Below are 23,887 nucleotides of genomic sequence, written 5' to 3'. Positions count from 1 at the left end.
TCGAATTCGCAAAACGGCAAGCCAGGCTGGCTGATCCGATGCAGTTCAGGGGTGGCTGGAGAGATTCACAAAACCACTTGTACGGCGGCCCATACGGCCGCCGTTTTTACGCGTGCTTCACGCGCAATGTGCTGATCACGGACGCGACCGCCGCAAAACACGCGGCCACATAGAGCGCAATGGTCGGCCCATGCTGCGGCGCGACGCCGAAGATCAGCGCCACCAGCGCAGCACCGAGCGTTTGCCCAGTCAGACGCGCGGTGCCGAGCATGCCGCTGGCACCGCCGCTGCGCTCGCGCGGCGCCGCGGCGAGCATGGTGCGATTGTTGGGCGACTGGAAAATGCCGAAACCCGCGCCGCACAGCGCCATGCGCCACGCAATCTGCAGCGGCTCCGGGTGCGCGCCGAGCGTGGCGAGCAGCAGCAGGCCCGCGGTCAGCGAAGCGAGTCCGATACCGCCCAACCAACCCGCCGACAAACGATCCGACAACACCCCCGAGAGCGGCGCGGCAACCACGATGACGAGCGGCCACGGCGTCATCAGCAGACCGGTCTGGACCTGCGATAAACCGAGCGTGTCCTGCAGCATGAATGGCAACGAAACGAACGCGAGCATCTGCGCGGCGAACGAGCAGACCGAGGTGCCGATCGATAGCGCAAAGATCGGGATACGCAGCAGATCGATGGGCAGCAGCGGGGCCGGCTGGCTCAGTTGCCGCCGCACGAAGAAGTAGCCGATCACCACGGCGCCGAGCGCTTCCATGGCGATATATCCCCACGCTTCGCCGTGTCCGAGGCCATCCACGGCGAAGATCAGCAGGCCGAACACAAACGCGTTCATCACGGCGCTGAGGGTGTCGTAGGGCGCCTTATGGCCGGCGTTGACCGGCAGCGCTTTAAAACCGCTGACGACGGCCGCAATGCCGATCGGCACATTGATCGCGAACAGCCACGGCCATGGTGCGATGGCGAGCACGCCCGAGGCGACCGTCGGGCCGACCGCGGACGAGACCGCCACCACCATGGCGTTGATCGCCACGCCGCGGCCGAGTTGGGTCCGTGGATAGATCATGCGCACCAGCGCGGTGTTCACGCTCATGATGCCCGCCGCGCCGAAGCCCTGGATGACGCGGGCGAGGGCGAGCGTCGGCAGCGAGGTGGCGAGCGCGCAGCCGAGCGAGGCGACAGTGAAGAGCATCAGGCCGCCCAGATAGACGCGCCGGTAGCCGATGCGGTCGCCGAGCGAGGCCAGCGGCAGCAGCGAGATGGTCACCGCGAGCTGATACGCGTTGACGACCCAGATCGAGGCGGCCGCGCTCGCATGCAGATCGCGGGCGATGGTGGGAAGCGCGACGTTGGCGATGGCGCTGTCGAGGACGGCAAGCGTGATGCCGAGCGCCACCACGACGATTGCCCAATAGCGTTGCGGCAGGGGCAGACCCAGTTCGGGTTCGGGTGCGGTCGGGCGGGCGCCGCTGGGGGCGTGCTCAGGGTGGTTGGAAGCGTCGTTGCCGGAAGCTTGTGCGTGCATCGTGCAGGTATTGTATTGACGGCTTTGAGGCGCGAATCGGGGTGAGAGGGTTCGCCACGCGCACCTGTCCCCTGGTGGCGTTGTGCCCACGACGCCGGGGCGCGTCTGACGCGCTGCCCGGCGCCGCTTCGCGCGACTATTTCAGTTCGTACAGACCGGTGTGGGTCGTTGAATCGAGTTCGTTGAGATGGGTCATGAAGCGCGCGATCGCGTTGGTGGTGTCCGCGTTGATCGGCAACTGCGCGACCTTCAGCGCGTGCAGGCGGAAGATGTAGCGATGCGTCCTGTCGCCGCGCGGCGGCGCAGCGCCGCCGAAGCCGACCGTGCCGTAGTCGTTGCGCACCTGCAGGGCGCCTTGCGGCAACAGCCCGCCGTCGGCCGCGCCCGCATTGCGCGGCAGCGAGCGGACATCAGCGGGAATGTTGACCACCACCCAGTGCCAGAAGCCACTGCCGGTGGGCGCATCGGGATCGTGGACGGTGAGCGCGAAACTTTGCGTGCCCTCCGGCGGCGCTTCCCATTGCAGTGAAGGAGAAATGTTTTCGCCATCCACGCCGAACGCTTTGTCGTTGTATTCGTGCGCTTTCGGCATGAAGCCGTTGGTGGGGAACTCGTCGGACCAGAGACGGAAATCAGCCATCGTATGCCTCCCTTAAGGTGGTTCTCAGATGGGCCGAGCTGCCGGAAAGGGTGCTGCGGACAGACCCGGGTGAGCAAATCGAGTGTATCACCGGCGACGTGTTCGCTTGCTCGAAACGGGCTATGGCGCAAGTGCGCCAAACCCACCGGGTACCCGTGTGGATTTACCGCGGGTGGGACGCGGGAATCAACTGCGCTCTTCGAATTCCGTGACGTCGCTGTGCAGCCAGTCGATCAGCCGTCGCAGCACGCCGTCGAGATCCCGGTTGGCTCCGCGCAACGCGCATTCCCACACCACGGCGACGCGCCAGCCGGCGGCGAGCAGGGCGGCGCGCGATTTCTCGTCGTTGCTGCGGTTGCGGCCTATCTTGTCGCGCCAGAACTCGGGGCGCGTTTGCGGCCATTTGAAGAGCGGGCAATCGTGGCCGTGCCAGAAGCAGCCGTGCACGAACACGACGGCGCGATAGCGCGGCAGGACGATATCGGGACGTCCCGGCAGGTCGCGCGCATCGAGCCGAAAGCGGAAGCCCTGCCGGTGCAGCAGGCTGCGGATCAGCAACTCCGGTTTGGTGTTGCGGCCGCGAATGCCGGACATCATCCGGCTGCGCGTGGCGGCGTCGACGATGTCGACCATCAGCTCAAGCGCACCCGCGCCGATGGGGCCGGCGCAAGCAGCGCCTCGACATGCGGCCGCATGATGCGCGCGACTTCCTGCATGACCGGCATCACCACGCTGTTGCCGAACTGGCGGTAGGCCTGGGTGTCGCTGACCGGAATCCGGAACGTGTCGGGAAAGCCCATCAGCCGCGCACATTCGCGTGGCGTCAGCCGGCGCGGGCGCAGCCGTTTGCCCTGGGCGACGAGAATCTCCGAGCCGTCCTTGTGATAACGGGCCGACAAGGTGCGCGTCACGCTGTCCGGGTAGGCCATGCCGAAACCGAAGCCGTTGCCCGCCGCGCGATGCTTCTCCGCGTAGTTCTGCAGGTAGGTCCACAGGTTCGGTGTGAGCGTGTACTTCGGCTGCACGCGTTTTTTCGCGTGGTCGAAGAAGCGGTCGTGGTCCCACGGCAGCACCGGCTCGCTGCCGTCGGTGCGATGCAGGATCGAGCCGAGGCGCGGGCCGACGGCGGGTAGCTGCAGGTCGTCCCAGGAGAACGCCGTCTTGCCGCGAAAGCCGACGATGATGATCCGCTCGCGGTGTTGCGGCGTGAAATGCTGGCCGTCGACGATGCGGTAGTGCACTTCGTAGCCAAGTTCGTCGCGCAGCGTCTGCAGGATGACTTCGAAGGTGCGGCCCTTGTCGTGCGACAGCAGGTTCTTCACGTTCTCCAGCAGAAACGCGGCGGGGCGCTTGGCCGCGATGATACGGGCGACATCGAAAAACAGCGTCCCCTGGGTGGCGCACTCGAAGCCGTGCGGCCGGCCCATGGCGTTTTTCTTGCTGACCCCGGCGATGGAAAACGGCTGGCAGGGAAAGCCGCCGAGCAGCACGTCGTGAGCCGGCACCTCGTGGGCGGGAAACGACACGATGTCGCCGATGAACGAGTGCTCCGCGCCGTAGTTTTCCAGGTAGGTTTTCTTCGAGAAGTCGTTCCACTCGCTCGTGAAGACACATGCGCCGCCCTGCGCCTCGAAGCCCATGCGGATGCCGCCGATCCCGGCGAACAGGTCGATGAAGCGGAAGTTGGCGGCGCCGTCCGCGTCGCCGTGCCTGAGCGCGGCGCCCGCGTGCAGCAGATCGCGCAGCGCGGGCTCGAGCATCGCCGGACATGGCGTCTCGCCTTTTTCCCAGCGGCGCACGGTCTTGATGTCCTTGCCGACGTGAGCGGCGATTTCTCGTTGGGTGAAGCGGGTACGCGCCTGTTTTAGCAGCTCGAGCGGTGGGGCCTGGGTCACTAGCAGTCCTTGCTGGGGATTTTTGCGGACATTATGACCTGGAGTTGTCCCTTTTTCCCGAAATTCCCCGATTCGACGAGCAAAAATGGCTCGATCGACGCCTCGCGCAAGACGACGGCACGACTCTGCAAACAGGTCAGACAAGAAAGCGTTCCGTATGCAAGTTTGGCATTTTGCAAACGTTAACGGCCTTGAATGTCAAGGCATCTGTTGGCTTACGGTTAACGATGGTTAATTCGCGGTCAGACAGATTGCGAGCGCAATAAAGGGTTGTTAGGCTTTACCCCAGTGACGCTGATCTCCGCGTTACGGTGTGTTCGAGCCGCGGCATAGGTCCGCGGCTTTTTTTTACCGACTGGCTTGCCGGTAAGAACGGGAATCGGCGAGGAACAAACGGGCAGTCGCGCGTCGTGCGCTCAGCTAATGCGCTGGAGCGGCGCCGGGCGGTTTTCGTGGGCGCCGAGCGGCAAGGCTTTCCACTCGGGCAGGCGCTCTGCCGGGTCGAACTGGTCCAGTTGCAGCAGCAGGCCGTCGACGGCGCACAGTTGCGCGTGGGTCAGGTGCTCGGCATCGAGCAGTGCGTGCAGACGCTTGCGCCAGTAGGCCGGCGGCAGGATCGAACCACCCAGATCGCCGAGCAGCGAGGGCTCCATCACGCGGCGAATGTGCGCGATGTCCTGATCGATAAGCGTCGCCAACAGGGCGTTGTTCGGCGCGGTCAGAGTGTGGTCCATGTCACATTAACGGCACGGCCCGCATTGACTTTAGGGGTGTGACCGAAAATTTTTTCGGCTGCGTGCGGGCGGCGGTTCGGCGCCGGGCACACCCGTTGCTGTGGAAGAGTACTGGCGCAAATTCGCGCCGGCACTGCAATCGCAAGGAGCCGAACATGAATAAGGACCAGGTGAAGGGTGTCGCAGAACAGGTCAAGGGCAAGGTTAACGAGGCAGTGGGCAAGGCCACGGGTAACAAGGCCAAGGAACTGAAGGGCGACCTCCAGCAAGGCGCGGGTGAGATCCGCAAGGCCTACGGCGACGGCAAGGAACAAGCCAAGGACAATGCCAAGCGGAACGCGCCGTAACGGGCAGCCCGGTTTGACGAAAAGGCGCTTCGGCGCCTTTTTTTGCGCGCCGCAGACGTCGTCCAGACCGGGTTGACCCCGCGCCGGAAAAGTTTGGCAGGAGCGTTTATATTGATCGCTTTGTTCGCCGGACCCGTTGCCTCAAGGAGGCAGCGTCGCCATCGCGCCCGACCCCTCTGTCCAAAGAGCCCTTATGACCGATCTTTCCGCGTTTCCCATTACGGCTAAATGGCCGGCCCAGCATCCCGATCGCCTGCAACTCTACTCGCTGCCTACGCCGAACGGCGTCAAGGTCTCGGTGATGCTCGAGGAGATCGGCCTGCCTTACGAGCCGCATCTGGTGCGCTTCGACACGAACGATCAGATGACGCCGGAGTTCCTCTCGCTGAACCCCAACAACAAGATTCCGGCCATCCTCGATCCGAACGGTCCCGACGGCAAGCCGCTGCCGCTGTTCGAGTCCGGTGCGATCCTGATCTATCTGGCCGACAAGACCGGTCAGCTCATTCCTCAGGACGCCGCCGGCCGCTACGAAACGATTCAATGGGTGATGTTCCAGATGGGCGGCATTGGCCCGATGTTCGGCCAACTGGGCTTCTTCCACAAATTCGCCGGCAAGGAGTATGAGGACAAGCGTCCGCGCGACCGTTACGTCGCCGAGTCGAAGCGCCTGCTCGGCGTGCTGGAGAAGCAACTGACCGGACGTGCGTGGATCATGGGCGACGCCTATACGATCGCGGATATCGCGACCTTCCCGTGGGTGCGTAACCTGATCGGCTTCTATGAGGCCGCCGAGCTGGTGGGGATCGCGGATTTTCCGAACGTCAAGCGAGTGCTCGACGCGTTCGTCGCGCGTCCGGCTGTGGTGCGCGGGCTCGATATTCCGAAGCGTAATTGAGGCGCGGTCTAACGCCCTCCTAAGCGCTCTCCGCGCGCGCCGCCAATGCCGCGCGCGCCGACTGGATCGCGCTGTCCCAATCGCCCAGCACCGGCTGGCGAAACAACTGCGCGCTCGGGTACCACGGACTGTCCTGGCGCTCGAGCATCCAGCGCCAGCAGGTGTCGAAGCGATTCAGGATCCACACGGGTTTGCCCAGTGCGCCGGCAAGGTGGGCCACCGCCGTGTCCACCGAGATGACCAGGTCGAGGTTTGCTACCAGCGCTGCGGTGTCGGCGAAGTCGGTGAGTTCTTCCGTGTAGTCGACGATCCGCTGGCCGAGCTCCGGCGTCTGCGTCAGTTGCTGCGCCGCCGGTCCTTTCTGCAAGCTGTAGAAGCGGACATGCGGGACGTCGAGGATCGGCCGCAGCGCGTCGAGCGTGATCGAACGTCGTGCGTCGTTTTTTCTCAGCTCTGCGACATGCGGTCGACTTCCACCTGCCCACACCAGGCCCACTTTGAGGCCGTCGCTTCCCGCATCGTGTGCGATGCGCTCGGCCCAGCGTTGCGAGGCTTGCGGATCGGCGAACAGATAGGGCGTGGTTCCGGGAATGCTCGCAAGCGTCGTCTTGAGCGCGAGCGGCAGACTGAGCAACGGACAGTGGCAATCGAAGGGCGGCAGCGGTTGGCCCTGCTCGATCAACTGCGTCACGCCGTCCAGATTCGTCAGCAGGCGAATCAGCTCGGATGGGACTTCGAGGACGATCTTCGCGCCCAGCCCGGACACCAGCGCGGCATAGCGGCAGAACTGCAAGGTATCGCCCAGGCCCTGTTCCGCGTGCAGCAGGATAGTCTTGCCGGCGATGGAGAAATCGCCCAGCCACAACGCTTGCTCGAAGACCCGTTGAGTTGCCTGGATCCGGTTGCGTTTCCAGCGCCACTCGTACTTTGACCAGCCTTCCTCTAGCCGGCCCAATTGCAACAGGCAGAGCGATTCGTTCCAGTGCGCTTCGGCGAATTCGGGGCTCAGCGTCAGCGCGCGTGCGTAGCTCTGCAGTGCCTGCTCATGTTGATTCAGGTCGACGAGCGTGAGACCGAGGTTATTCCACGCGTCCGCAAACGCAGGCGCGAATTCGAGTGCGCGCTGGTAGCTCTGTTGCGCATCCTGTGGGCGGTTCAGATCGCTCAAGGCGTTGGCGCGATTGCTCCAGGCATCCGGGTAGTCCGGTTGCAACGCGATGGCCTGGTCGCAGCTCGCGAGGGCGTCCGCGGGACGGCCGAGATCGCGTAGCACACAGGCCCGGTTGCTCCATGCCTGCGGGAACTCCGGACGCAGTTTCAGGGCGCGTTCGAAGTTTGCCAGCGCCTCGGCGGGCGCATCCAGACCGGCTAGCGCGTTGCCGCGATTGTTCAAGGCGTCGACGAAATCGGCCTGCAATGCGAGTGCGCGATTCGCGCTGGCGAGCCCTTCCTTGAAGCGCCGCAAGGCGTTGTAGGCGAAGGCGAGATTGGAGTGGATCGGCGCCTGCATGCCGTTGATCGCGACCGCCTTTTTCAGCAGTTCGATGCCTTCCTCGAGACGACCCGATTGAAGCGCCAATGCACCGAGCAACTGGATCGCGTCGAAGTGTTTGGGACGCAGCTTGAGAATCTCGCGGTAGACGTCTTCCGCTTCGGCATATGCGCGGTTTTGCTGCAGGGCCACGGCTTCGCGAAGAAGGGTGTCGATCTGGCGCTGCGGGTTCGCTGTCTTGCTCATAGGGGGCATTGGGGTGGGCGCGTGCCGGAACGTATCCCGCGCGACGCGATTGCGACGCACGGAGCAGGGCAGGCGGATGGCGGCGATTATCGCCGAAAAGAAGCTCGCCGGCACCGCTGCGCAGATTCGTCAAGGTTGAGGCCCGGCGTATCATGTGCCGGTCAAGACGAACGGAGAGGGGACGATGACATTGCGCAGTTCACTTCTGCTGATGGGCGCCATGCTGGCGGCCCTATCGCTCACGGCATGCACGCAGGCCGGTCCGGTTGAGTTTTCCGCCACGGGGGCCGACGCGCCTGATACGTCGCGAGCCGACGATCTGGACTTTGGGCCGATGGACCATTCCATCGCCGCCTGCAAGGCCACCGCCCAAAGCGCGGGGCCGGGCCGCTGCGCGAAAGTGCGGGCGTATGAAGCGTGCATGAAGACGCGCGGCTACATTACCGTGCTGGGGCCGGAGAATCCTGCCGCCTGTGGAGAGCCTGCGTGGGAGCAGGACGTGCGCAAGTGGCTGCAGTGAGGTGGGCGTTGCGATGCTGCGCCGCGGGAAACCGCGTCGGTAAGCGGATGATTTGAGGGACGAGATATTAGCCAATCCTAATCGATTGGTTGAATGGACGATGCGGTATGGCGAACGACCGCTCGCTTGTGCGGTTGAGTGTCGATTTTCACTGGGATGTCAGCAGTCATGCAAACAACAGAATGGTCGGTCGCGCCAGTGTCGGTTCCTGGCGATTCGCGTGTGGCGGGGATCTACGATGCGCCGTATCTGGCGGATGCTTTCGCCATCCGTTTGCCCGAGGATGCGATCGCGGATCCCGAGTTGCTAGCGCGATTCCTGTTTGCCCATCAACCTTCCTGGGTGGCGGGGCTCCTGTCGGTGCGCGATGCGCTGGTTGTCCGCTTCGGTATCAAGACCGCGAAGCAGTTGCGCTTGTCGCCCAAGCCGGTGGGCGATGAGCGTGTCGATATCTTCAGGATTTATGAGCGGCGTCCGCACGAGATCATTCTGGGCGAGGACGACAGGCATCTCGACTTCCGGCTGTCGGTGATGCGCGAGATGAGGACGCTTTCAACTGGGCCGCGCCCGTATCTGGTTGTCTCAACGGTCGTGCATTGCCATAACCGTCTGGGCCGGACCTACATTACGCTGATCGCACCGTTCCATCGCCTGGTGGTTGAAGCATCGCTGCGGCAAGCCGCGCGTCGCGGATGGCCGACGGCAGCCCCGGCTTGACAGACAGTCGCTTTTCTTGACTTGCGGTCAGCTCCGGTGGTCGCTTCTTGCGATGAGGGCGATGCGTTACTGGACCCGTTGAAGCTGCGGCTGTTGCGACGCGGGCAGCCTGGTGCAGAGATCGAACTCGTCCAGTTCGAGCAGCAGACTATCGACGGTGCGTAACTGCGCATTCGTGAGGTGCGTGGTGTCGAGAATCTGATAAAGACGCTGACGCCAATAAGCGGACGGCAGATACGAGCCGCCGAGATCCCCATACAAGGCCGGCCGCATCACGCGAGCGATATGCGCGATGCCTTCGTCGATAAACGTGTTCATAAATGTCCCGTGTGTCCTGCCGGCCGGTCCAGCCGTGTGCGTTACGTCTGATGAATGGCGCGGTTTCGTGGACGCGTGGTCGTGACGTCTACCGGCTTTCATTAGGTAGGAATCCGTCCAATTTCACGCGGTCGAGGCAGCGCATGGATTGAAGAGTACGCGTGCGCCATGTGGGTCAATCGGACGAATACGGCGGCATTATTGGGTCAATTCGTGCTCTGCGAACCGGCGCCTGGGCGGCCGCGACGCGCATGGCCGCGATTGTGATATTTGCGACAACAGTGAATTCGAAATCGCGGTCTTCACCCCGGGGTACAAGCCTTCTAGACTGTTCTTACCGGCTGCAGACATTCACGTTTGTAGCGCTGCACAAAACAATCTCTGGAGGTATCACCATGAAATCGCTCATCAAGGCTGTTGCTATTGCTGCTGTTTTGGCTGCCCCGATCGTTTCGTTTGCTCAGACGAATGAACCGGTGACGCGTGCGCAGGTTCGCAGCGAACTGATTCAACTCGAGAAGGCCGGCTACAACCCGGCGACGGCGAACGACAACGACTACCCGGCAGACCTTCAAGCCGCGGAAGCGCGCGTAGCCGCACAAAACGGTACGGCACAAGCGGATGCGACGGGTTATGGTCCGGGCGTCAGCGGTTCGAGTCAGGCGGGACAGCGGAGCGAAACGACCGTTAGCACGTACTCGCCGCCGGTTTATAACGCTCGTTAATGGATTGCGGCTGACGCGGCTGTGGATAGTTTAGGGTGTCTGTGGTTGGCGGTTGTCGCTGACAAACAGGCCTGCATCTCGAAGGAGATGCAGGCCTGTTTGCTTTGGGGAAGGGTTGTAGGGGGACTGACTGCGTGTGCCGTGCAGGTGATGCACTTTTGCGGTATTTTTCATCCACTTCGATCATGGGTGGCGTGGCCCGAGGATCCGTTATGACAGAGCGTAAGCCGTTTGATGCCGCTGTACGTCGTTTTCTGGATGAGCAGGCTGTCGCCACGGGCGCACTGCCTCCGGCAATGACGAGCGAGGAACAGGTGCGGATGGCGCGCGGTTTCATGATGCGTGCGCTGGAAAGCCGGGTGTCGATCGCCGGGTTGCCCAATGGCGTCGAGACGCGCGATGTGGAGATTGCCGCCGGTCTGGGGGCGCGAGTTTATGTGCCGCCGGGCGACAGCGCTTCTCGGCCCGTGGTGGTGTACACGCATGGCGGCGGGTGGGTGGTCGGGGCGGTGGCGACCGTCGATCCGTTTTGCCGTCTGCTGAGTGAGGCGGCGGGGGTGATCATTGTGTCGGTCGAGTATCGGCTCGCGCCGGAGCATCCCTACCCGGCGGCGCTGGACGATACGCTGGCGGCTTTCGAGTGGGTGGCCGAGCATGCGCATGAGTGGGGTGGCGACGCGTCGCGACTCGCTTTGGGTGGTGACAGTGCCGGTGCGAATCTGGCTGCGGTGATAGCGAACCGGATTTGCTCTGTGGCGCCGGTGAAAGAGCATGCGCAGGCGTTGCGTGCTTTGCTGCTGCTTTATCCCGTCACGGATCATCCGAGTGCGGATCACCCGTCCTATGCGGAGAACGCGAGCGGCTTCGGGCTCGAGGCCAATCTGATGCGCTGGTTCTGGACGCAATATGCGCCCGGCGTTTCGGCGGATGATCCGAGTATCGCGCCGTTGAGGTTGCGCGAAGTGCCTGCGTTACCGCCTACGTTGGTGACCACCGCGCACTACGACGTGTTGCGCGATGAGGGCATCGCCTATGCGGAGAAGTTGAAGGCGGCGGGGGTGGCGGTGAGCCATCTGCATGCGCCGGATATGGGACATAACTTTCCGGTGACGCCGAGCCAGGTCGCACGGTTTCCGCAGGGGGTGGAAACGCTGGGTGAGATTGCGGATTGGTTAAGAGAGACCTTGGTGGTTCGCCAGGTTCGCTAGTTGGTGACGAAGATCGCGACAGGTTTCGGCTGCGTTAGCTCAAAGGTGCGAACGCGGCCCGCGCGGACGTCGAGTATCAGACGTTCGATGAGTTCGATCTGCCGTGACTCCATTTCGACGTTGCCGCTTTGCGCCGCGGAGATTTTTGCAAACCACGCGCGACGTTGACCCAGTAAGTACGTCACCGCGCTGCCGCGTGCCATGAAAAACCGCTCCATTTGGTTTGTCCGTCTGTTTCTGGGTAGGTGTGCGTGAACCTGGGAGGGGCGAACATAGCATGGGGAGGGGGCGGTTTTGCGGGGGGCGAAGGGGGTGAAAGATTGGGGCGGCGGTCGTTGTGGCTTGACGCGGTGACTCAAGCAAAAAGCCCCGTGTCGGGCGAATGACGGGGCTTTGTGTGGGATTCTGGAAGATGTGCTGCGAGACCTGCTGCTGGTCCCCCCGACAGGAATCGAACCTGTATCTAGCGCTTAGGAGGCACTTGTTCTATCCATTGAACTACGGGGAGAGGATAGTTTTAACGGGGTGGAACGGAGCCTTGCTGCTATTGGCTTCCGACTTATCCCGTGGGCGTTTCCGGCTTTTTTGCTTCGTCCTAAGCGAAGCGCCGTGACACCTTGTGAACCCTTATTTATACCCGCCTCTGCTACAACCTTTGCTGTAAATCGACCCTGTAGCGGCGAAAAGTGATCTGGCACTGCTACAGTTTCTGAGGCGCAGAAAACCATGGCTTCAATCCTGCCAGTAGGCAGTCGCTGGCGTGCTCAGGTACGCCAGCGAGGGCAGAGTATAGCAAAAACGTTCAAAACCAAAGCAGCGGCTGAAGCGTGGGCGCGGAAGAAGGAAGTAGAGATCGACAGGGGGCAAAACGCCGTCGACGCGGCGACTGTGACGGTCGGCGATCTCGTCAAAAGGTATCGCGAGGCGCGTGCCGAGTCACACCGGGCAGTCAAACCAAAATCGAACGAAGACTACATCCTGCTGCGGTTGCAGGATGCTTTCGAAAGTCACTTTGCGTCCCGGCTGACGACGCAGCAGATCGTCAAGTTTGCGCAGGATCGAAGGAAGGCCGGCGCGGGCGGATACACGGTCGACATAGATATCTCGAAGCTGGGTACGGTGCTACGCCATACGGCGTCGTTACTCGGCCTGACGCTGCCGGATGCGGTTGGTGCCCGGCCAACGCTGCACCACCTGCGCCTGATCGACGCTGGCAACAAACGCGACCGCCGGCCGACAGCTGACGAAATCGAAAAGATCTTTGAGTGGTTCGCCGAACATCCGGAACGCGAGCAGGCCATGCCGGACCTGTTGCGCGTGGCCATACAGTGCGCGTTCCGCCGTGGCGAACTGTTCAATCTGCGTTGGGATGATAGCCGTGCGGATCTACCGGAGCCGATACTGGCTGCAGCCCAGGTTCGATCTCGTCGACGACGTGTCGCCGGCTTTGGCCGACAGGCTCTTCGACATTGGCGCTAACACCGGGCAGGCGACAGGCGTGCGGTTCCTGCAGCGTGCGCTGAACGTTCTGAACCAGAACGCCCGGGTGTTCCCGGACATTGCCGTCGATGGCGGTATCGGTGCGATGACGATGTCCGCCTTGAAATCCTTCCTCGCCATGCGCGGTGCGGATGGCCATCGGGTGCTGCTCGGCATGGTGGCAGCGCAACAGTCCGTCTATTACATCGAGTGCGCCGAGAAGCGCCCGGAGAACGAGACGTTCGAATACGGCTGGCAACTCAATCGCGCATTGGGAGTACGTGCATGATGGATGTCCTGAAAACGGTAGCGCCGTGGCTTGTCACGGCCCTGACGGGGGGCGTGCCGGGCATTGCGGCGATGGCCGCTTCCGCTATCGCAGCCAAGCTGGGTCTCGCCGATGGTTCGGTCGACGCGGTCCAGTCTGCCCTGACCGGCCAGCAGATAACGCCCGAGCAACTACTCGTGCTGAAGCAGGCGGACGACGACTTCGCACTGAAGATGCGGCAGGCCGGTTTCTCGCATGCGGAGAACATGGCGGGCATACAGGTGCAGGCAGACCGGGTGGCTGCCGATGATCGGGCGAGCGCCCGCAACTTTGCGGCGGTCGAGCATGATCATACGGCGCGCAATCTTGCGTATATGGATACGGCCGCGCTGTTTGCGGTGATCGGTCTGGAGTTCCTGCTCGCGGCGCAGCAGATTAAGGTGGTCGACAGCGTGATGCGAGCGCTCGACACGCTGTTCGGGATTTTGATTGCTATGGTGCTGGGCTCGAAGGAGTACTTTTTCGGATCGTCGTCGCGGGCGGACAAACAGGCCGCGGCGATTACCCAGTTCGCCGTGTCGCCTGATATCGCGGTGAGCGCCGATAGCTCCCGCAGGATGGAGTCCGACCTTCCGAAAAAGCAACTTTGACGGCGCGTCGGCACCAATGAAGAAACAGGGCGACCGGGTGGCGTGCTGTAACACATCTCCCGGCCGCCTTTCCACTCTGCTTGCGCCAGTGAATCAGCTAGGGCCCTGCTACCTACCGGTAGGCGGGCCGGATTCTACACCAACTTTAAAAACGGCTTTCACAATGGCAAATCCCATTATTCCCTGGATCGGCGGCAAGCGCAGTCTTGCAGACCATCTTATTCCGCGTTTTCCTGCTCACGATTGCTATGTTGAGGTGTTCGCCGGTGGCGCAGCGCTGTACTTTCTGCGGCCACCGGCCAAGGTAGAGGTGATCAACGACATCAACGGCGAACTGGTGAACCTGTACCGGGTCGTGCAGCATCATCTTGAAGAGCTTGTTCGCCAGTTCAAGTGGGCGCTGACAAGCCGGCAGGTGTTTGAATGGTTCAACGATACGATCCCGGAAACACTCACCGACATCCAGCGCGCGGCACGGTTTTATTACCTGCAAAAAAATTGCTTCGGCGGCAAGCTGGAAGGGCAGACATTCGGGACGGCGACAACCACGCCACCAGGTCTGAATCTGCCGCGCATCTGCGCCTGTCAAACACTTTCATCGAGCGTCTGGACTGGAGGACGTGCATTGACAAATATGACCGGCCGCACACACTGTTTTATCTGGATTCTCCTTACTGGGAAACCGAAGGGTACGGCGTGCCGTTCGCATTTGACGAGTACGTTGAAATGGCGCGGCGTCTGCAAACCCTGAAAGGCAAGGCAATCATCAGCCTGAACGATCATCCGGAAATCTGCCGTGCATTTGACGGCTTTCATATTGAGACCGCGAACATCCATTACGCCGTCGGAGATGGCAAGGGTGCGGCCCGTAAGGAAATCGTCATTTATAGCTGGAATGAAATGGCGGAGCCGGCGGGTTTGTTCTAGTTTTGTAAAACGTTTGCGTGCGCGGAAAGTATGTGATTTGCATCATGTGAGACTTTGAAAAAATCTGTTATTTGATAATACTTGACTTCCGGGCGGAGACATACTTAGTATGAAACAGTAAGGGAATGGAATAAATTTATTTGAAAGAATACCGAAATAAAAACGTAATTTTCAGAGTTGATGTCCATGGGACTCGTATTGTTTATTTTGGATTTTGATGATCGTGCAAATTAAACTGTGCGCTTTGCGATCGTCTTTGATGATTTTTACACCGCAGTTAATGTTGTACTCACCGCCGCGTGTAAACGTCAATTCACAGTCCGGTGCCTAGATTTATGCAGTAATGCCACTGCGACAACGGCCGAAATTTTAAAAACCACTTTACACGGGAACGTATTGCCTTCGAGGCCCTCTTAAGTCGCGTTTTCGCGGTTGGGTCCTCGCTGTGCCCGGACGTGGCTGAAATTTTCGACAATAGCAAGCGAGTAAATAGAGATAAATTATGGATCTAATTGCGCGATGTGTAAATTTTTTAAAGAATATTCGATCTTGCATCCTTATTATATTTGTGATTTCAGGGTGCGCCGCTTCCACCCCGAATTTATTAAGTTCGGGCAAGGCCGATGATAAATCCGGTGGTAAGGGGTTGGTGACATCGAATGCTGACATGGTGCTGACAAAGATAGAGTTGCTTTTGAAGCATGCTCGTCTTGACGACGATGCATACATTTCCAGGGTCCTTGATGTTCGCCTTGTAGGCGGCGAGTTGGAAAGTGGGCGTGGAGACATGATATATGCATGTGCGTTACCGTCGTACACAGATGCAAGAATCTGGAAGGGGCGGCGCTATCGCTATGATAGCGAGCCAGCCTACCTTGCGCCTCAGCCGTTTCCGGCTACATCAAAATGCTACAACCCATATGTAATTGACGAAAAAAATCCCATGCATATTGCGGCATCGCTAAGTATAAATTTAAATATAAAATATGTTTGCATCAAACTTGCCGATGTAAAAATGCATTTTAAAGATGCTTATTATTCTGAATCAAGAGGGGGGTTTGGTGTGAGGTATCGCACTGGCGACATGAATAATCATATCGTGATGCGCATTGAGTCGACGCGTGCCGGGGAGATATGTGTAAATACTGTTGTTCTTGATCAAAATGATTTCTCGCCCGAAATTTTCTAGTTTTAATTTTTATTAAATAATGTAACTTGAGGAGTGACAATGACGGCAATAACTGGCAATGAGACTATGTGGCAGTCAATTGGGACGCCGTCTGCGGCCACCTTGGCTCTAATAAATTCGAGCCCGACGCTGGTTCAAGAGTTAAACAATTACCAAACCGCAATTGATCAGGGGAAGGCCTTGCCGTTCTCCTTGGACTCGGCGCAGCCCAACGTGTTGCAAACTGTACCGAATTCATCGGGACAACTTCAGATCGATTTTGGATCGACGAGGTTGGAAAATTATAGTGATACCAATAACAATCTGATCACCGATCTGAGCTACGAACTGGGGCATGTTGATAATTATTCAGGTGATCAGAATTTGTATCAGTCGCTGTCGCTTTCGCCGAATGATCCTAGCTACAGTCAGATTGCTGCCATCTCTGGGGTAATAGGAGAGCAAGAGTCTGCCGCAAATAACTACGTCGTGCAGCAAGAAATTATGGCGGCGACAGGAACCAAGATAAATCTCAATGGAGATGGCCCTAATAATGCAAATGGGGCACTCCAGGCGGCGTTTGACTCAGCATATGCCACCGATAAAGCGAATGGAGTTCCGCCGGCCGATGACTACGGCGTGTTTGTCGAATCTGTATCCGGCATTATGGGGAATTTTCCGGCGCTTCCAGACGGAAATGGTGGGAGCTATACATTTGCGCAATACTACGCAGCAAATGCCGTTGCAGTAGATCACTATTTTAACCCGACAGCTTCTCAGATCAATCTCGGGCTTCAGGGATCTTCAGATGCGGATATAACCAACATCTCTACCAACTATGATCCGGATACGGGTGCCCTCAGTGCCTCTACATTGACGTTTTCATCGGGAGAGCAGGAGACAATAAATTTCTCGAATTCCCAGATTAGCTCTGCTCAATATACTGATGGGTCTGGGAGTATCGTCTCAACCATCACCTATAGCCACAATGCTGACGGCAGTTATTCCGCGACGATGACCGACGGCACCGGCAGTGTTGTGTCAACGCAGCAATTCTCAAGCGACGGTTCTACTGAAGTTGATACAGTTGCGAGCGTTGATACTCCTGCTGATGTCAACGCGTCAGGCATAACCTTGACCACGAACGCCAACGTAATCGACATCAACGGGGAAAACTACGATACGACGATCCTGAACGGCGATCATGTCATCAACGCTCAGGCCGGCGATAACTTTCAGCTAACGGGTGTTGGGTATGATGTCGATCTAACCAGTGCGGGCGGGTCGACGGTTACTTTCGAAGCCGGATCGGGCGGAACCATAACCGGTACCGGAAATATCATCGATATCAATGGCTCGGGCAGCAGTGTCACGACCACCGGCAACACGATCGCCCTTGCTAATGGCACCGATGCGACGATTAGCGGTGGCGGCAACACTATCTCAGCGGATGGCAGTGCCTCGGGCAGCACGTTCACGCTCGAAGGCACGGGCACCAATGCCGACACCCTGAATCTCGCGGGCGCGACGGATGTCACGGCGCTGCTGGGCGACGCCACGACCATGGTTGATCTGGGCATCAACAACAGCCTGACTGTGACCAGTGTCAATGGCGGCGGCACTGTAACTGGCACGACCGGCGATAATCTGACGGTCTCAGGTAGCAACGTGACGCTGGATGCCACCGCGGGTCAGTACAGCCTCATAGGCACTGGTGACACGGCAAATGTCTCGAACAGCACGGTGTCGATTGCGTCGGGCAATCAGGCAACTTTGAGCGGATCGGACAACACGGTGACGGCCAGCACGAGCGATAGCATCACACTGGATGGCAGCGGCAATACCGTTACCGCCGGAACCGATAGCACGATTGACGTCAGCGGGCAAAGTGATTCCGTCACGGCTTCTGGCAGCACGATTGATCTCGCCGCCGACAGCCAGGCAACCATCTCGGGTACAGGTGACAATGTCGCAGCTGCCTCGGGCGACGTGATTGACCTGAGCAACGCCACCATCACCCTCACGGCAGACAGTTCGGTCACGATCGACGGCTCCAACGACACCATCGTCGGCGCGGCGAGCGACAACATCACCATCGACGGCAGCAGCGACAGCGTGAGTGCGGGCACCGGAAGCTCGTTCGATATAGCGGGCAACGACGACGGCATAAGCGCTGGAAGTGATGCGACTGCAACCGTTACAGGCACCGGCGACACGCTGGACGCAAGCGGAGCCCAGGTCAACCTCGGCACCAGTACGCAGGTGACGCTCACCGGGACTGGCGACGCGGTGGCCGCTACGGGGGATCAGATCACCCTCGGGCCTGACTCACAGGCTACCTTTGCTGGTGGATCAGATACGATCAGCTTGGGTACTGGCACCACTGCGACGCTTAACGGCGCAAGCGACATCGCCAACGCTACGGGTGCGAACGACGTAATAAATCTAAAGGGAACAAGCGACCAGGGAAATGTCGAGGGTTCGGGTGACGCCGTATACGCGACCGGTAGCGACGACACACTATCCAGTTCAAGTGCAGCGACAAACGCATCTTTAAATTTGCAGGGCACAAGCGACTCCGCCACCGTCGGAGGAACGGGCAATACCGGTGTTGCGTCCGGTTCAGGCGACTCTATACAGGTAACAGGCAGCAGCTCGGGCGGCGATTCTCTCGGCTCAAACGATTCTGTCTCGGTGTCTGGCGTCAACAGCACTGCCTGGAGCTCAGCCGCAGCTACAGGTGCGACCCTCACTGCTAACGGCTCCGGCGACATCGAGTATGTGGACGGGACGGGAAATGCCGGGTTCGCCGAGGGTTCGACCGAGACCGTATATGTGTACGGCAGCGAATCCAAGGGATTGGCGGTGAGCGCGAGCGACCAGATCAACGTCACCGGAAACGACAGCACGGGATGGAGCCTGGGCGGCGCGACGAATGCAAACATTGACCTGACGGGTGCCTATGACACGGCGCAGGTTGGTGGGACAGGTAACATTGGTATTGCGAGTTCACCTGACGAAACTGTGGATGTTGATGGCACTGGCTCTCATGGTGACGCTTTGAGCTCGAACGATCAGATCAACGTCAGCGGAGCCGACGGTACGGGATGGACCTCTGGAAATGCCACCGACTCAACTATAGATCTGACAGGGGGCAGCGATATTGCGTATATCTCAGGATCGGGCAATCTTGGGATAGCGAGCGATGCAAACGAAAACGTCTATGTTTATGGCGACGATTCCCACGGCGACGCGCTGAGTTCAAATGACTGGGTCGAGGTGACCGGAACCGACAGCACCGGATGGACTTCGGGAACGGCCACCGGTTCAACCATTGATCTAACAGGCGGCGACGACTTTGCATACGTCTCAGGGTCCGACAATATGGGGATGGCAGACGCGGGGCATGACACGGTTGACGTCTATGGTAACGATTCCCATGGCGACGCTTTGAGCGCTGACGACCAGATCAATGTCAGTGGGAGCGATAGCAGCGCATGGACATCGAGCACGGCGTCCGATACCGACATTGACATGTCTGGTTCAAGTGACGTTACTAACGCTGGGGCAGACACATCCGTAATTGCATCCGGTAGTGATGACCTCTTGAACGGCGACGATATGTCGGATGGTACAAACTACGACATCAATAGCAATGACGCTGTGTCGGATGGTGGTGGCGATTATGAAGGCGATGGTGACACGGACCCGGACCCTGACGATGGCACAGACGATCCGGTCATATTGAATCTGACCGGTGGCCAGGTACAGACGACATCCGTTACGGGTTCGACCACCTACTTTGACATGCAGAACGACGGTCAGTCGGTACAGACCGCATGGATGACCCCGGGCGAAGGCATGCTGGTCTATGACCCGGCAAACCCCAACTCGGCGACTGATGATGCAGACCTTGTATCCGGCTTCGCTGCGCTAGATGCACTCGACAGTAACGGCGATGGCGTACTAAACGCCAGCGATAGTGCATGGAGCCAGTTGAGGGTGCTGGTCGATATCGGCAACGGGCAGCCAGACCAGTTGTTCACGCTAGGCCAACTGGGTATCAGTTCGATCAACCTGAACGCCACTGCCGAAGAGGTCAGTCAGAACGGCAACATCATTCTGGCCAACAGCACATTCACAAGAACAGATGGCAGCACGGGAGATGTCGCCGGGGTCGCGCTGCAGTTCAACCCAGGATCGATTCAATCGACTGCAGCGGGTGGGAATGCATCGGTCACCAGCCAGGCGTTTGTCGATCACCGGCTCAACCAGCTGATCGCTGGAATGGCGTCTTTCAACCCTCAGTCTGCTGGCAGCACGAACCTGATGCACGACGAGCACGGCCAGCACCACATGGTCCTGGCCGCCAGTTCGCACTAAACGGCTGTGCACAATGCCCGCGACCTGGGTTGCGGGCATTTCATTAACGCGTATTTCGCAGGTCTCACGCGAGACCTGCAATCTCCATGGCTGACCAAGAAAACAATGTTGCTGCAGAGAGCGACCCCGGACTTGCCGCGCTCGTGCTGATCGCCCGCTTCCATGGCATCGCGGCTGACGCTGAACAACTGCGTCACGCTGCCGGTATCAAGTCTGACGCGTTTAACGACAGTGAACTGGCGCTCTCCGCCCGTTCGCTAGGCCTCAAGACGCGTAAGGTAAGGGTTTCAATCGACCGCCTGTCCCGAACCCCTTTCCCCGCCCTTGCACTCGACCAGGACGGTCAGCACTTCATCGTTGCAGGTTGCAATTCGGAGCGCGCCCTCATACTTGACGCAGGCGCAAGCGCTACTGCTGCAAGCTCTCCTGACGAAGTGATAGCGCGCTGCGGCGGTCAGATGCTGCTGTTTGCGTCCCGTGCGTCGCTCGCTGGCGAGCTGGCGCGATTTGACTTTTCCTGGTTCATCCCGGCGGTCATCAAATACCGCAGACTGCTGCTCGAGGTGCTGCTGGTCTCCGCCATCCTGCAGCTATTCGGCCTGGTGTCGCCGCTGATGTTCCAGGTAGTCATGGACAAGGTCCTCGTCAACCGTGCGTTCAACACGTTGAATGTCGTGTGTATTGCGCTTTTCGTCAGTTCGATATTCGAGATCTCGCTGACTGGGCTACGCAACTATGTGTTTTCGCATACGGCGAACCGCATCGACGTTGAGCTGGGTGCTCGGCTCTTCCGGCATCTGCTCGCGCTTCCGCTGGACTATTTTGGTTCGCGACGCGTAGGGGACACCGTCGCACGTGTGCGTGAGCTTGAGAATATCCGCAGCTTCCTGACTGGACAGGCAGTGACTGCAGTCATCGACCTGTTTTTCTCCTTCATTTTTCTGGCCGTCATGGCCGTATACAGCGTATGGCTGACACTCATCGTAGTCATTTCACTGCCTGTATACGCAGCAATCTCGATGACGCTCAATCCAGTGCTGCGCCGCCGCCTGAACGAGAAATTCGCACGTAGCGCCGACAACCAGTCTTTCCTGGTCGAAACCATCTCAGGCGCGGAGACGGTGAAGTCAATGGCTGTCGAACCGCAATTTACCCGGCGCTGGGACAACCAGCTTGCTGCCTATGTGGCGGCAGGATTTCGCGTAAGCGAACTTGGAAATATCGGACAGCAGCTTATCCAGCTAGTCGGCAAGCTCGTGACACTGTGCACACTCTTTTTCGGCGCAAAACTGGTAATCGACGGCAAGCTCTCGGTGGGCGAGCTCATCGCCTTTAACATGATGTCCCAACGGGTCGCCGCGCCCGTTCTGCGCCTCGCCCAACTCTGGCAGGATTTCCAGCAGATTGGCATCTCCATGGGACGGCTCGGTGACATTCTTAACACCCGCACAGAAGTGCCGCAAAGTCGTCAGGCCTTGCCCGCTCTTAAGGGTGATATCAGTTTCCAGAACATTCGTTTCCGGTACCGAGCGGATGGTCCGACGATCCTGAACGACGTGTCTCTCGACATTCGTGCGGGGGAGGTCATCGGTATCGTGGGCCGCTCAGGATCAGGGAAAAGCACACTGACCAAGTTGCTACAGCGTCTTTACATTCCGGAGCATGGGCGGGTGCGCATCGACGGAATCGATCTCGCGCTCGCCGATCCCGCGTGGCTGAGGCGACAGATTGGCGTCGTTCTCCAGGAGAACCTGCTGTTCAACCGGTCAATCCGCGACAACATTGCCGTTACCGACCCGGGTATCTCGCTGGAAGTGGTCATCAACGCGGCACGACTCGCCGGCGCTCACGATTTCATTTCAGAGATGTCGGAAGGTTACGACACCATCGTGGGCGAACACGGTTCAAATCTCTCTGGTGGTCAACGGCAGCGCATCGCGATCGCGCGCGCATTGGTGACTAATCCGCGCATTCTCATATTCGACGAAGCGACCAGTGCGCTCGATTTTGAAACCGAGCGGGTCATCCAGAACAACATGCGTGCGATGTGTCAGGGGCGCACCGTAATCATTATTGCGCACAGATTGACGTCCGTCCGGCATGCCGATCACATTGTCGCGATGGACAAGGGAAAGATTGTCGAGCGCGGAGGCCACGAACAACTGATCGAGTTAGGTGGCTATTACTCTCACCTGGTCTCGCTTCAGAACAGCTGACACGACACACAGATACGGCAAAGTTCATTATGAATTCTATAAGAGCACAGGCGCTGGGTGACCTGCTGCGTCGCTACGGTGCCGTGTTTCGCACAGCATGGTCGATTCGCCATCAACTCGATACCCAACCACGCCTTTCGCACGAACGCGCGTTCCTGCCAGCCAATCTCGAACTGGTGGAAACGCCGGTCCATCCCGCACCACGATGGACAATGCGGATCATCGTCTTACTGGCGATCCTGATTATCCTGATTGCACTCTTCGGTCAGCTTGACATTGTGGCGGTAGCAAAGGGCAAGCTGTTACCCGACGAGCGGGTAAAAGTGATTCAACCTGCAATTACGGGCGTCGTTCGACGGATTCTCGTGCAGGACGGTGAACGCGTACATGCGGGGCAATTGCTGATGGAGCTCGACCCAACCCAGGCAACTGCAGATGCCGATAAGGCTCGTTCGTCGCGCGTCGATGCGTCACTCGCGGCAGAACGCGCCAGGACATTACTCGCGGCACAAAGCGCAGGACGACCGCCTGAAATGGCACGAGTCGACGGCGCGTCACCCGCGGAGCAGCAGGAATCGCAGCACTTTGCCGATGGGTTGTATCGCGAATATCAGGACAAGCTGAACAGTGCGCAGGCCGAACTGCTCAAACGTGAGGCCGAACTGGATGAGACTCGCCAGGAAATCGCCAAGCTCGTCGCTACAGCGCCGCTCGCACGACAGCAGGCAAATCAGTACAGGTCACTCGCTGCGGACAATTACGTCGCCCAGACTGATTATCTGGACAAGGAGCAGGCCGCGCTCGAGAAAGAGCACGAGCTTGCTGCTCAGCAGAGTCACGCTCACGAACTGGTCGGAGGCATAGCTGAGCAGCGCGCGGACATCGCATCGACCACATCGCAGTTTCGCAGCACCCAGCTTGATGCACTCGATAAGGCGACCCAGCAACTGGAGCAAAGCCGCAACGACGAGACCAAGGCGGATACCCGACAGAAGCTGATGAGCCTGGCCTCTCCTGTAGATGGGACAGTGCAGCAACTGGCTATTCATACGGTCGGAGGCGTCGCTACTTCTGCGCAGTCGCTCATGGAAATTGTACCGATCGATTCGGTTGAAGTGGAAGCAAATATCGAAAACAAGGATATCGGATTTGTGAAGACCGGACAGGTTGCGACCGTCAAGATCGAGGCATTTCCATATACCCGTTACGGCTATCTGACGGGCAAGGTCGTCGCTGTGTCGAACGATGCAGTTCAGGACAAGAAACTCGGCCTGACATTCGTCGCTCACATCCGGCTACCCACGAATCGCATCCTCGCCAACGGTCAGTGGATCAACCTGACACCCGGTATGGAAGTGACGGCCGAGATCAAGACGGGCAAACGTAGCGTGGCGCACTACTTCTTCGATCCCGTGATGCAGACGGGCCAGGAGAGCATGCGTGAGCGGTAAGAGAAACTGGAATGGGCAGGAGGCTGGCCGATCGGGTATGGGAAAGAGTCGGTACACACGAGGCCGCGCAGTCG

Annotated in this window: 21 protein-coding genes, 1 tRNA gene and 1 pseudogene; 14 read left to right on the top strand and 9 right to left on the bottom strand. The window is 59.4% G+C overall.

Annotated features, from left to right (window positions below):
* Window positions 1–106: 106 nt before the first annotated feature.
* The 5 genes from BUS12_RS34670 to BUS12_RS34650 all read right to left on the bottom strand — a co-directional run bounded on the left by BUS12_RS34670 (window position 107) and on the right by BUS12_RS34650 (window position 4,800).
* Complete coding sequence (locus tag BUS12_RS34670) at window positions 107–1,531, bottom strand: MFS transporter (RefSeq protein WP_074302030.1); 1,425 nt, start codon at window positions 1,529–1,531, stop codon at window positions 107–109.
* A gap of 136 nt (window positions 1,532–1,667) precedes the next feature.
* The gene (locus tag BUS12_RS34665) at window positions 1,668–2,171 is read right to left on the bottom strand and encodes a YbhB/YbcL family Raf kinase inhibitor-like protein (protein WP_074302029.1); all 504 of its coding nucleotides are present in this window, start codon (window positions 2,169–2,171) and stop codon (window positions 1,668–1,670) included.
* A 186-nt stretch (window positions 2,172–2,357) separates the two neighbouring features.
* Entirely contained in the window at window positions 2,358–2,804 is a 447-nt protein-coding gene (locus BUS12_RS34660) for a very short patch repair endonuclease (protein WP_074302028.1), read from the bottom strand.
* Window positions 2,804–4,066 carry a DNA (cytosine-5-)-methyltransferase gene (gene dcm, locus BUS12_RS34655; protein WP_074302027.1) on the bottom strand — a complete coding sequence of 421 codons (1,263 nt, stop codon included), beginning with the start codon at window positions 4,064–4,066 and terminating at the stop codon, window positions 2,804–2,806. The genes BUS12_RS34660 and dcm overlap by 1 nt, the downstream gene beginning before the upstream one ends.
* A 416-nt stretch (window positions 4,067–4,482) precedes the next feature.
* The gene (locus tag BUS12_RS34650; protein WP_083640798.1) at window positions 4,483–4,800 is read right to left on the bottom strand and encodes a hypothetical protein; all 318 of its coding nucleotides are present in this window, start codon (window positions 4,798–4,800) and stop codon (window positions 4,483–4,485) included.
* A gap of 155 nt (window positions 4,801–4,955) precedes the next feature.
* On the opposite strand from BUS12_RS34650, the gene BUS12_RS34645 reads away from it, so the two are divergent.
* Together BUS12_RS34645 and BUS12_RS34640 are read left to right on the top strand one after the other, a co-directional pair.
* Entirely contained in the window at window positions 4,956–5,147 is a 192-nt protein-coding gene (locus BUS12_RS34645) for a CsbD family protein (protein ID WP_074302026.1), read from the top strand.
* Between the two features lie 193 nt (window positions 5,148–5,340).
* Entirely contained in the window at window positions 5,341–6,045 is a 705-nt protein-coding gene (locus BUS12_RS34640; protein ID WP_074302025.1) for a glutathione binding-like protein, read from the top strand.
* 19 nt (window positions 6,046–6,064) lie between these two features.
* Here the strand turns inward: BUS12_RS34640 and BUS12_RS34635 are convergent, their stop codons facing one another.
* Complete coding sequence (locus tag BUS12_RS34635; RefSeq protein WP_074302024.1) at window positions 6,065–7,783, bottom strand: tetratricopeptide repeat protein; 1,719 nt, start codon at window positions 7,781–7,783, stop codon at window positions 6,065–6,067.
* A 184-nt stretch (window positions 7,784–7,967) separates the two neighbouring features.
* Here BUS12_RS34635 and BUS12_RS34630 point away from each other — a divergent pair, with 184 nt between their 5' ends.
* Window positions 7,968–8,303 carry a hypothetical protein gene (locus BUS12_RS34630; protein ID WP_074302023.1) on the top strand — a complete coding sequence of 112 codons (336 nt, stop codon included), beginning with the start codon at window positions 7,968–7,970 and terminating at the stop codon, window positions 8,301–8,303.
* A gap of 168 nt (window positions 8,304–8,471) precedes the next feature.
* Window positions 8,472–9,020 carry a DUF2867 domain-containing protein gene (locus tag BUS12_RS34625; protein ID WP_074302022.1) on the top strand — a complete coding sequence of 183 codons (549 nt, stop codon included), beginning with the start codon at window positions 8,472–8,474 and terminating at the stop codon, window positions 9,018–9,020.
* A gap of 66 nt (window positions 9,021–9,086) precedes the next feature.
* On the opposite strand, the gene BUS12_RS34620 is transcribed toward BUS12_RS34625, so the two are convergent.
* Complete coding sequence (locus tag BUS12_RS34620; protein ID WP_074302021.1) at window positions 9,087–9,338, bottom strand: hypothetical protein; 252 nt, start codon at window positions 9,336–9,338, stop codon at window positions 9,087–9,089.
* A 395-nt stretch (window positions 9,339–9,733) separates the two neighbouring features.
* On the opposite strand from BUS12_RS34620, the gene BUS12_RS34615 reads away from it, so the two are divergent.
* Window positions 9,734–10,063, top strand: coding sequence for a DUF4148 domain-containing protein (locus BUS12_RS34615; RefSeq protein WP_074302020.1), 330 nt, complete (start codon window positions 9,734–9,736; stop codon window positions 10,061–10,063).
* Window positions 10,064–10,275: 212 nt separating this feature from the next.
* Complete coding sequence (locus BUS12_RS34610) at window positions 10,276–11,271, top strand: alpha/beta hydrolase (protein ID WP_171991770.1); 996 nt, start codon at window positions 10,276–10,278, stop codon at window positions 11,269–11,271.
* On the opposite strand, the gene BUS12_RS34605 is transcribed toward BUS12_RS34610, so the two are convergent.
* The gene (locus BUS12_RS34605) at window positions 11,268–11,474 is read right to left on the bottom strand and encodes a hypothetical protein (protein ID WP_074302018.1); all 207 of its coding nucleotides are present in this window, start codon (window positions 11,472–11,474) and stop codon (window positions 11,268–11,270) included. The genes BUS12_RS34610 and BUS12_RS34605 overlap by 4 nt on opposite strands.
* Window positions 11,475–11,704: 230 nt before the next feature.
* Window positions 11,705–11,779: transfer RNA gene (locus BUS12_RS34600), tRNA-Arg, on the bottom strand.
* 218 nt (window positions 11,780–11,997) lie between these two features.
* Between BUS12_RS34600 and BUS12_RS34595 the strand changes: the two genes are divergently transcribed.
* The 8 genes and pseudogenes from BUS12_RS34595 (at window position 11,998) to BUS12_RS34565 (ending at window position 23,813) form a co-directional block, all read left to right on the top strand.
* Window positions 11,998–12,750 carry a site-specific integrase gene (locus tag BUS12_RS34595; RefSeq protein ID WP_216352748.1) on the top strand — a complete coding sequence of 251 codons (753 nt, stop codon included), beginning with the start codon at window positions 11,998–12,000 and terminating at the stop codon, window positions 12,748–12,750.
* Window positions 12,751–12,769: 19 nt separating this feature from the next.
* Window positions 12,770–13,039 carry a putative peptidoglycan-binding domain-containing protein gene (locus tag BUS12_RS34590; protein ID WP_253190294.1) on the top strand — a complete coding sequence of 90 codons (270 nt, stop codon included), beginning with the start codon at window positions 12,770–12,772 and terminating at the stop codon, window positions 13,037–13,039.
* The gene (locus tag BUS12_RS34585; protein ID WP_074302017.1) at window positions 13,036–13,668 is read left to right on the top strand and encodes a hypothetical protein; all 633 of its coding nucleotides are present in this window, start codon (window positions 13,036–13,038) and stop codon (window positions 13,666–13,668) included. Before BUS12_RS34590 ends, BUS12_RS34585 begins: the two co-directional genes overlap by 4 nt.
* Before the next feature lie 163 nt (window positions 13,669–13,831).
* Window positions 13,832–14,595 (top strand): annotated as a pseudogene (locus tag BUS12_RS34580) (DNA adenine methylase).
* Window positions 14,596–15,097: 502 nt separating this feature from the next.
* A complete protein-coding gene (locus BUS12_RS38555; protein ID WP_143788571.1) occupies window positions 15,098–15,784 on the top strand; it encodes a hypothetical protein in 687 nt (228 codons plus the stop codon).
* A gap of 39 nt (window positions 15,785–15,823) precedes the next feature.
* A complete protein-coding gene (locus BUS12_RS34575; RefSeq protein WP_074302016.1) occupies window positions 15,824–20,146 on the top strand; it encodes a beta strand repeat-containing protein in 4,323 nt (1,440 codons plus the stop codon).
* An 86-nt stretch (window positions 20,147–20,232) separates the two neighbouring features.
* Entirely contained in the window at window positions 20,233–22,362 is a 2,130-nt protein-coding gene (locus tag BUS12_RS34570; RefSeq protein WP_074300263.1) for a type I secretion system permease/ATPase, read from the top strand.
* A 29-nt stretch (window positions 22,363–22,391) separates the two neighbouring features.
* A complete protein-coding gene (locus BUS12_RS34565) occupies window positions 22,392–23,813 on the top strand; it encodes an HlyD family type I secretion periplasmic adaptor subunit (protein WP_074302015.1) in 1,422 nt (473 codons plus the stop codon).
* Window positions 23,814–23,887: the final 74 nt, after the last annotated feature.

It is taken from the genome of Paraburkholderia phenazinium (assembly GCF_900142845.1).
GTDB classification, from domain to species: Bacteria; Pseudomonadota; Gammaproteobacteria; order Burkholderiales; family Burkholderiaceae; genus Paraburkholderia; species Paraburkholderia phenazinium_A.
Note: the sequence above shows the minus strand (reverse complement) of the source record. Positions and strands in the feature narration are given on the sequence as shown.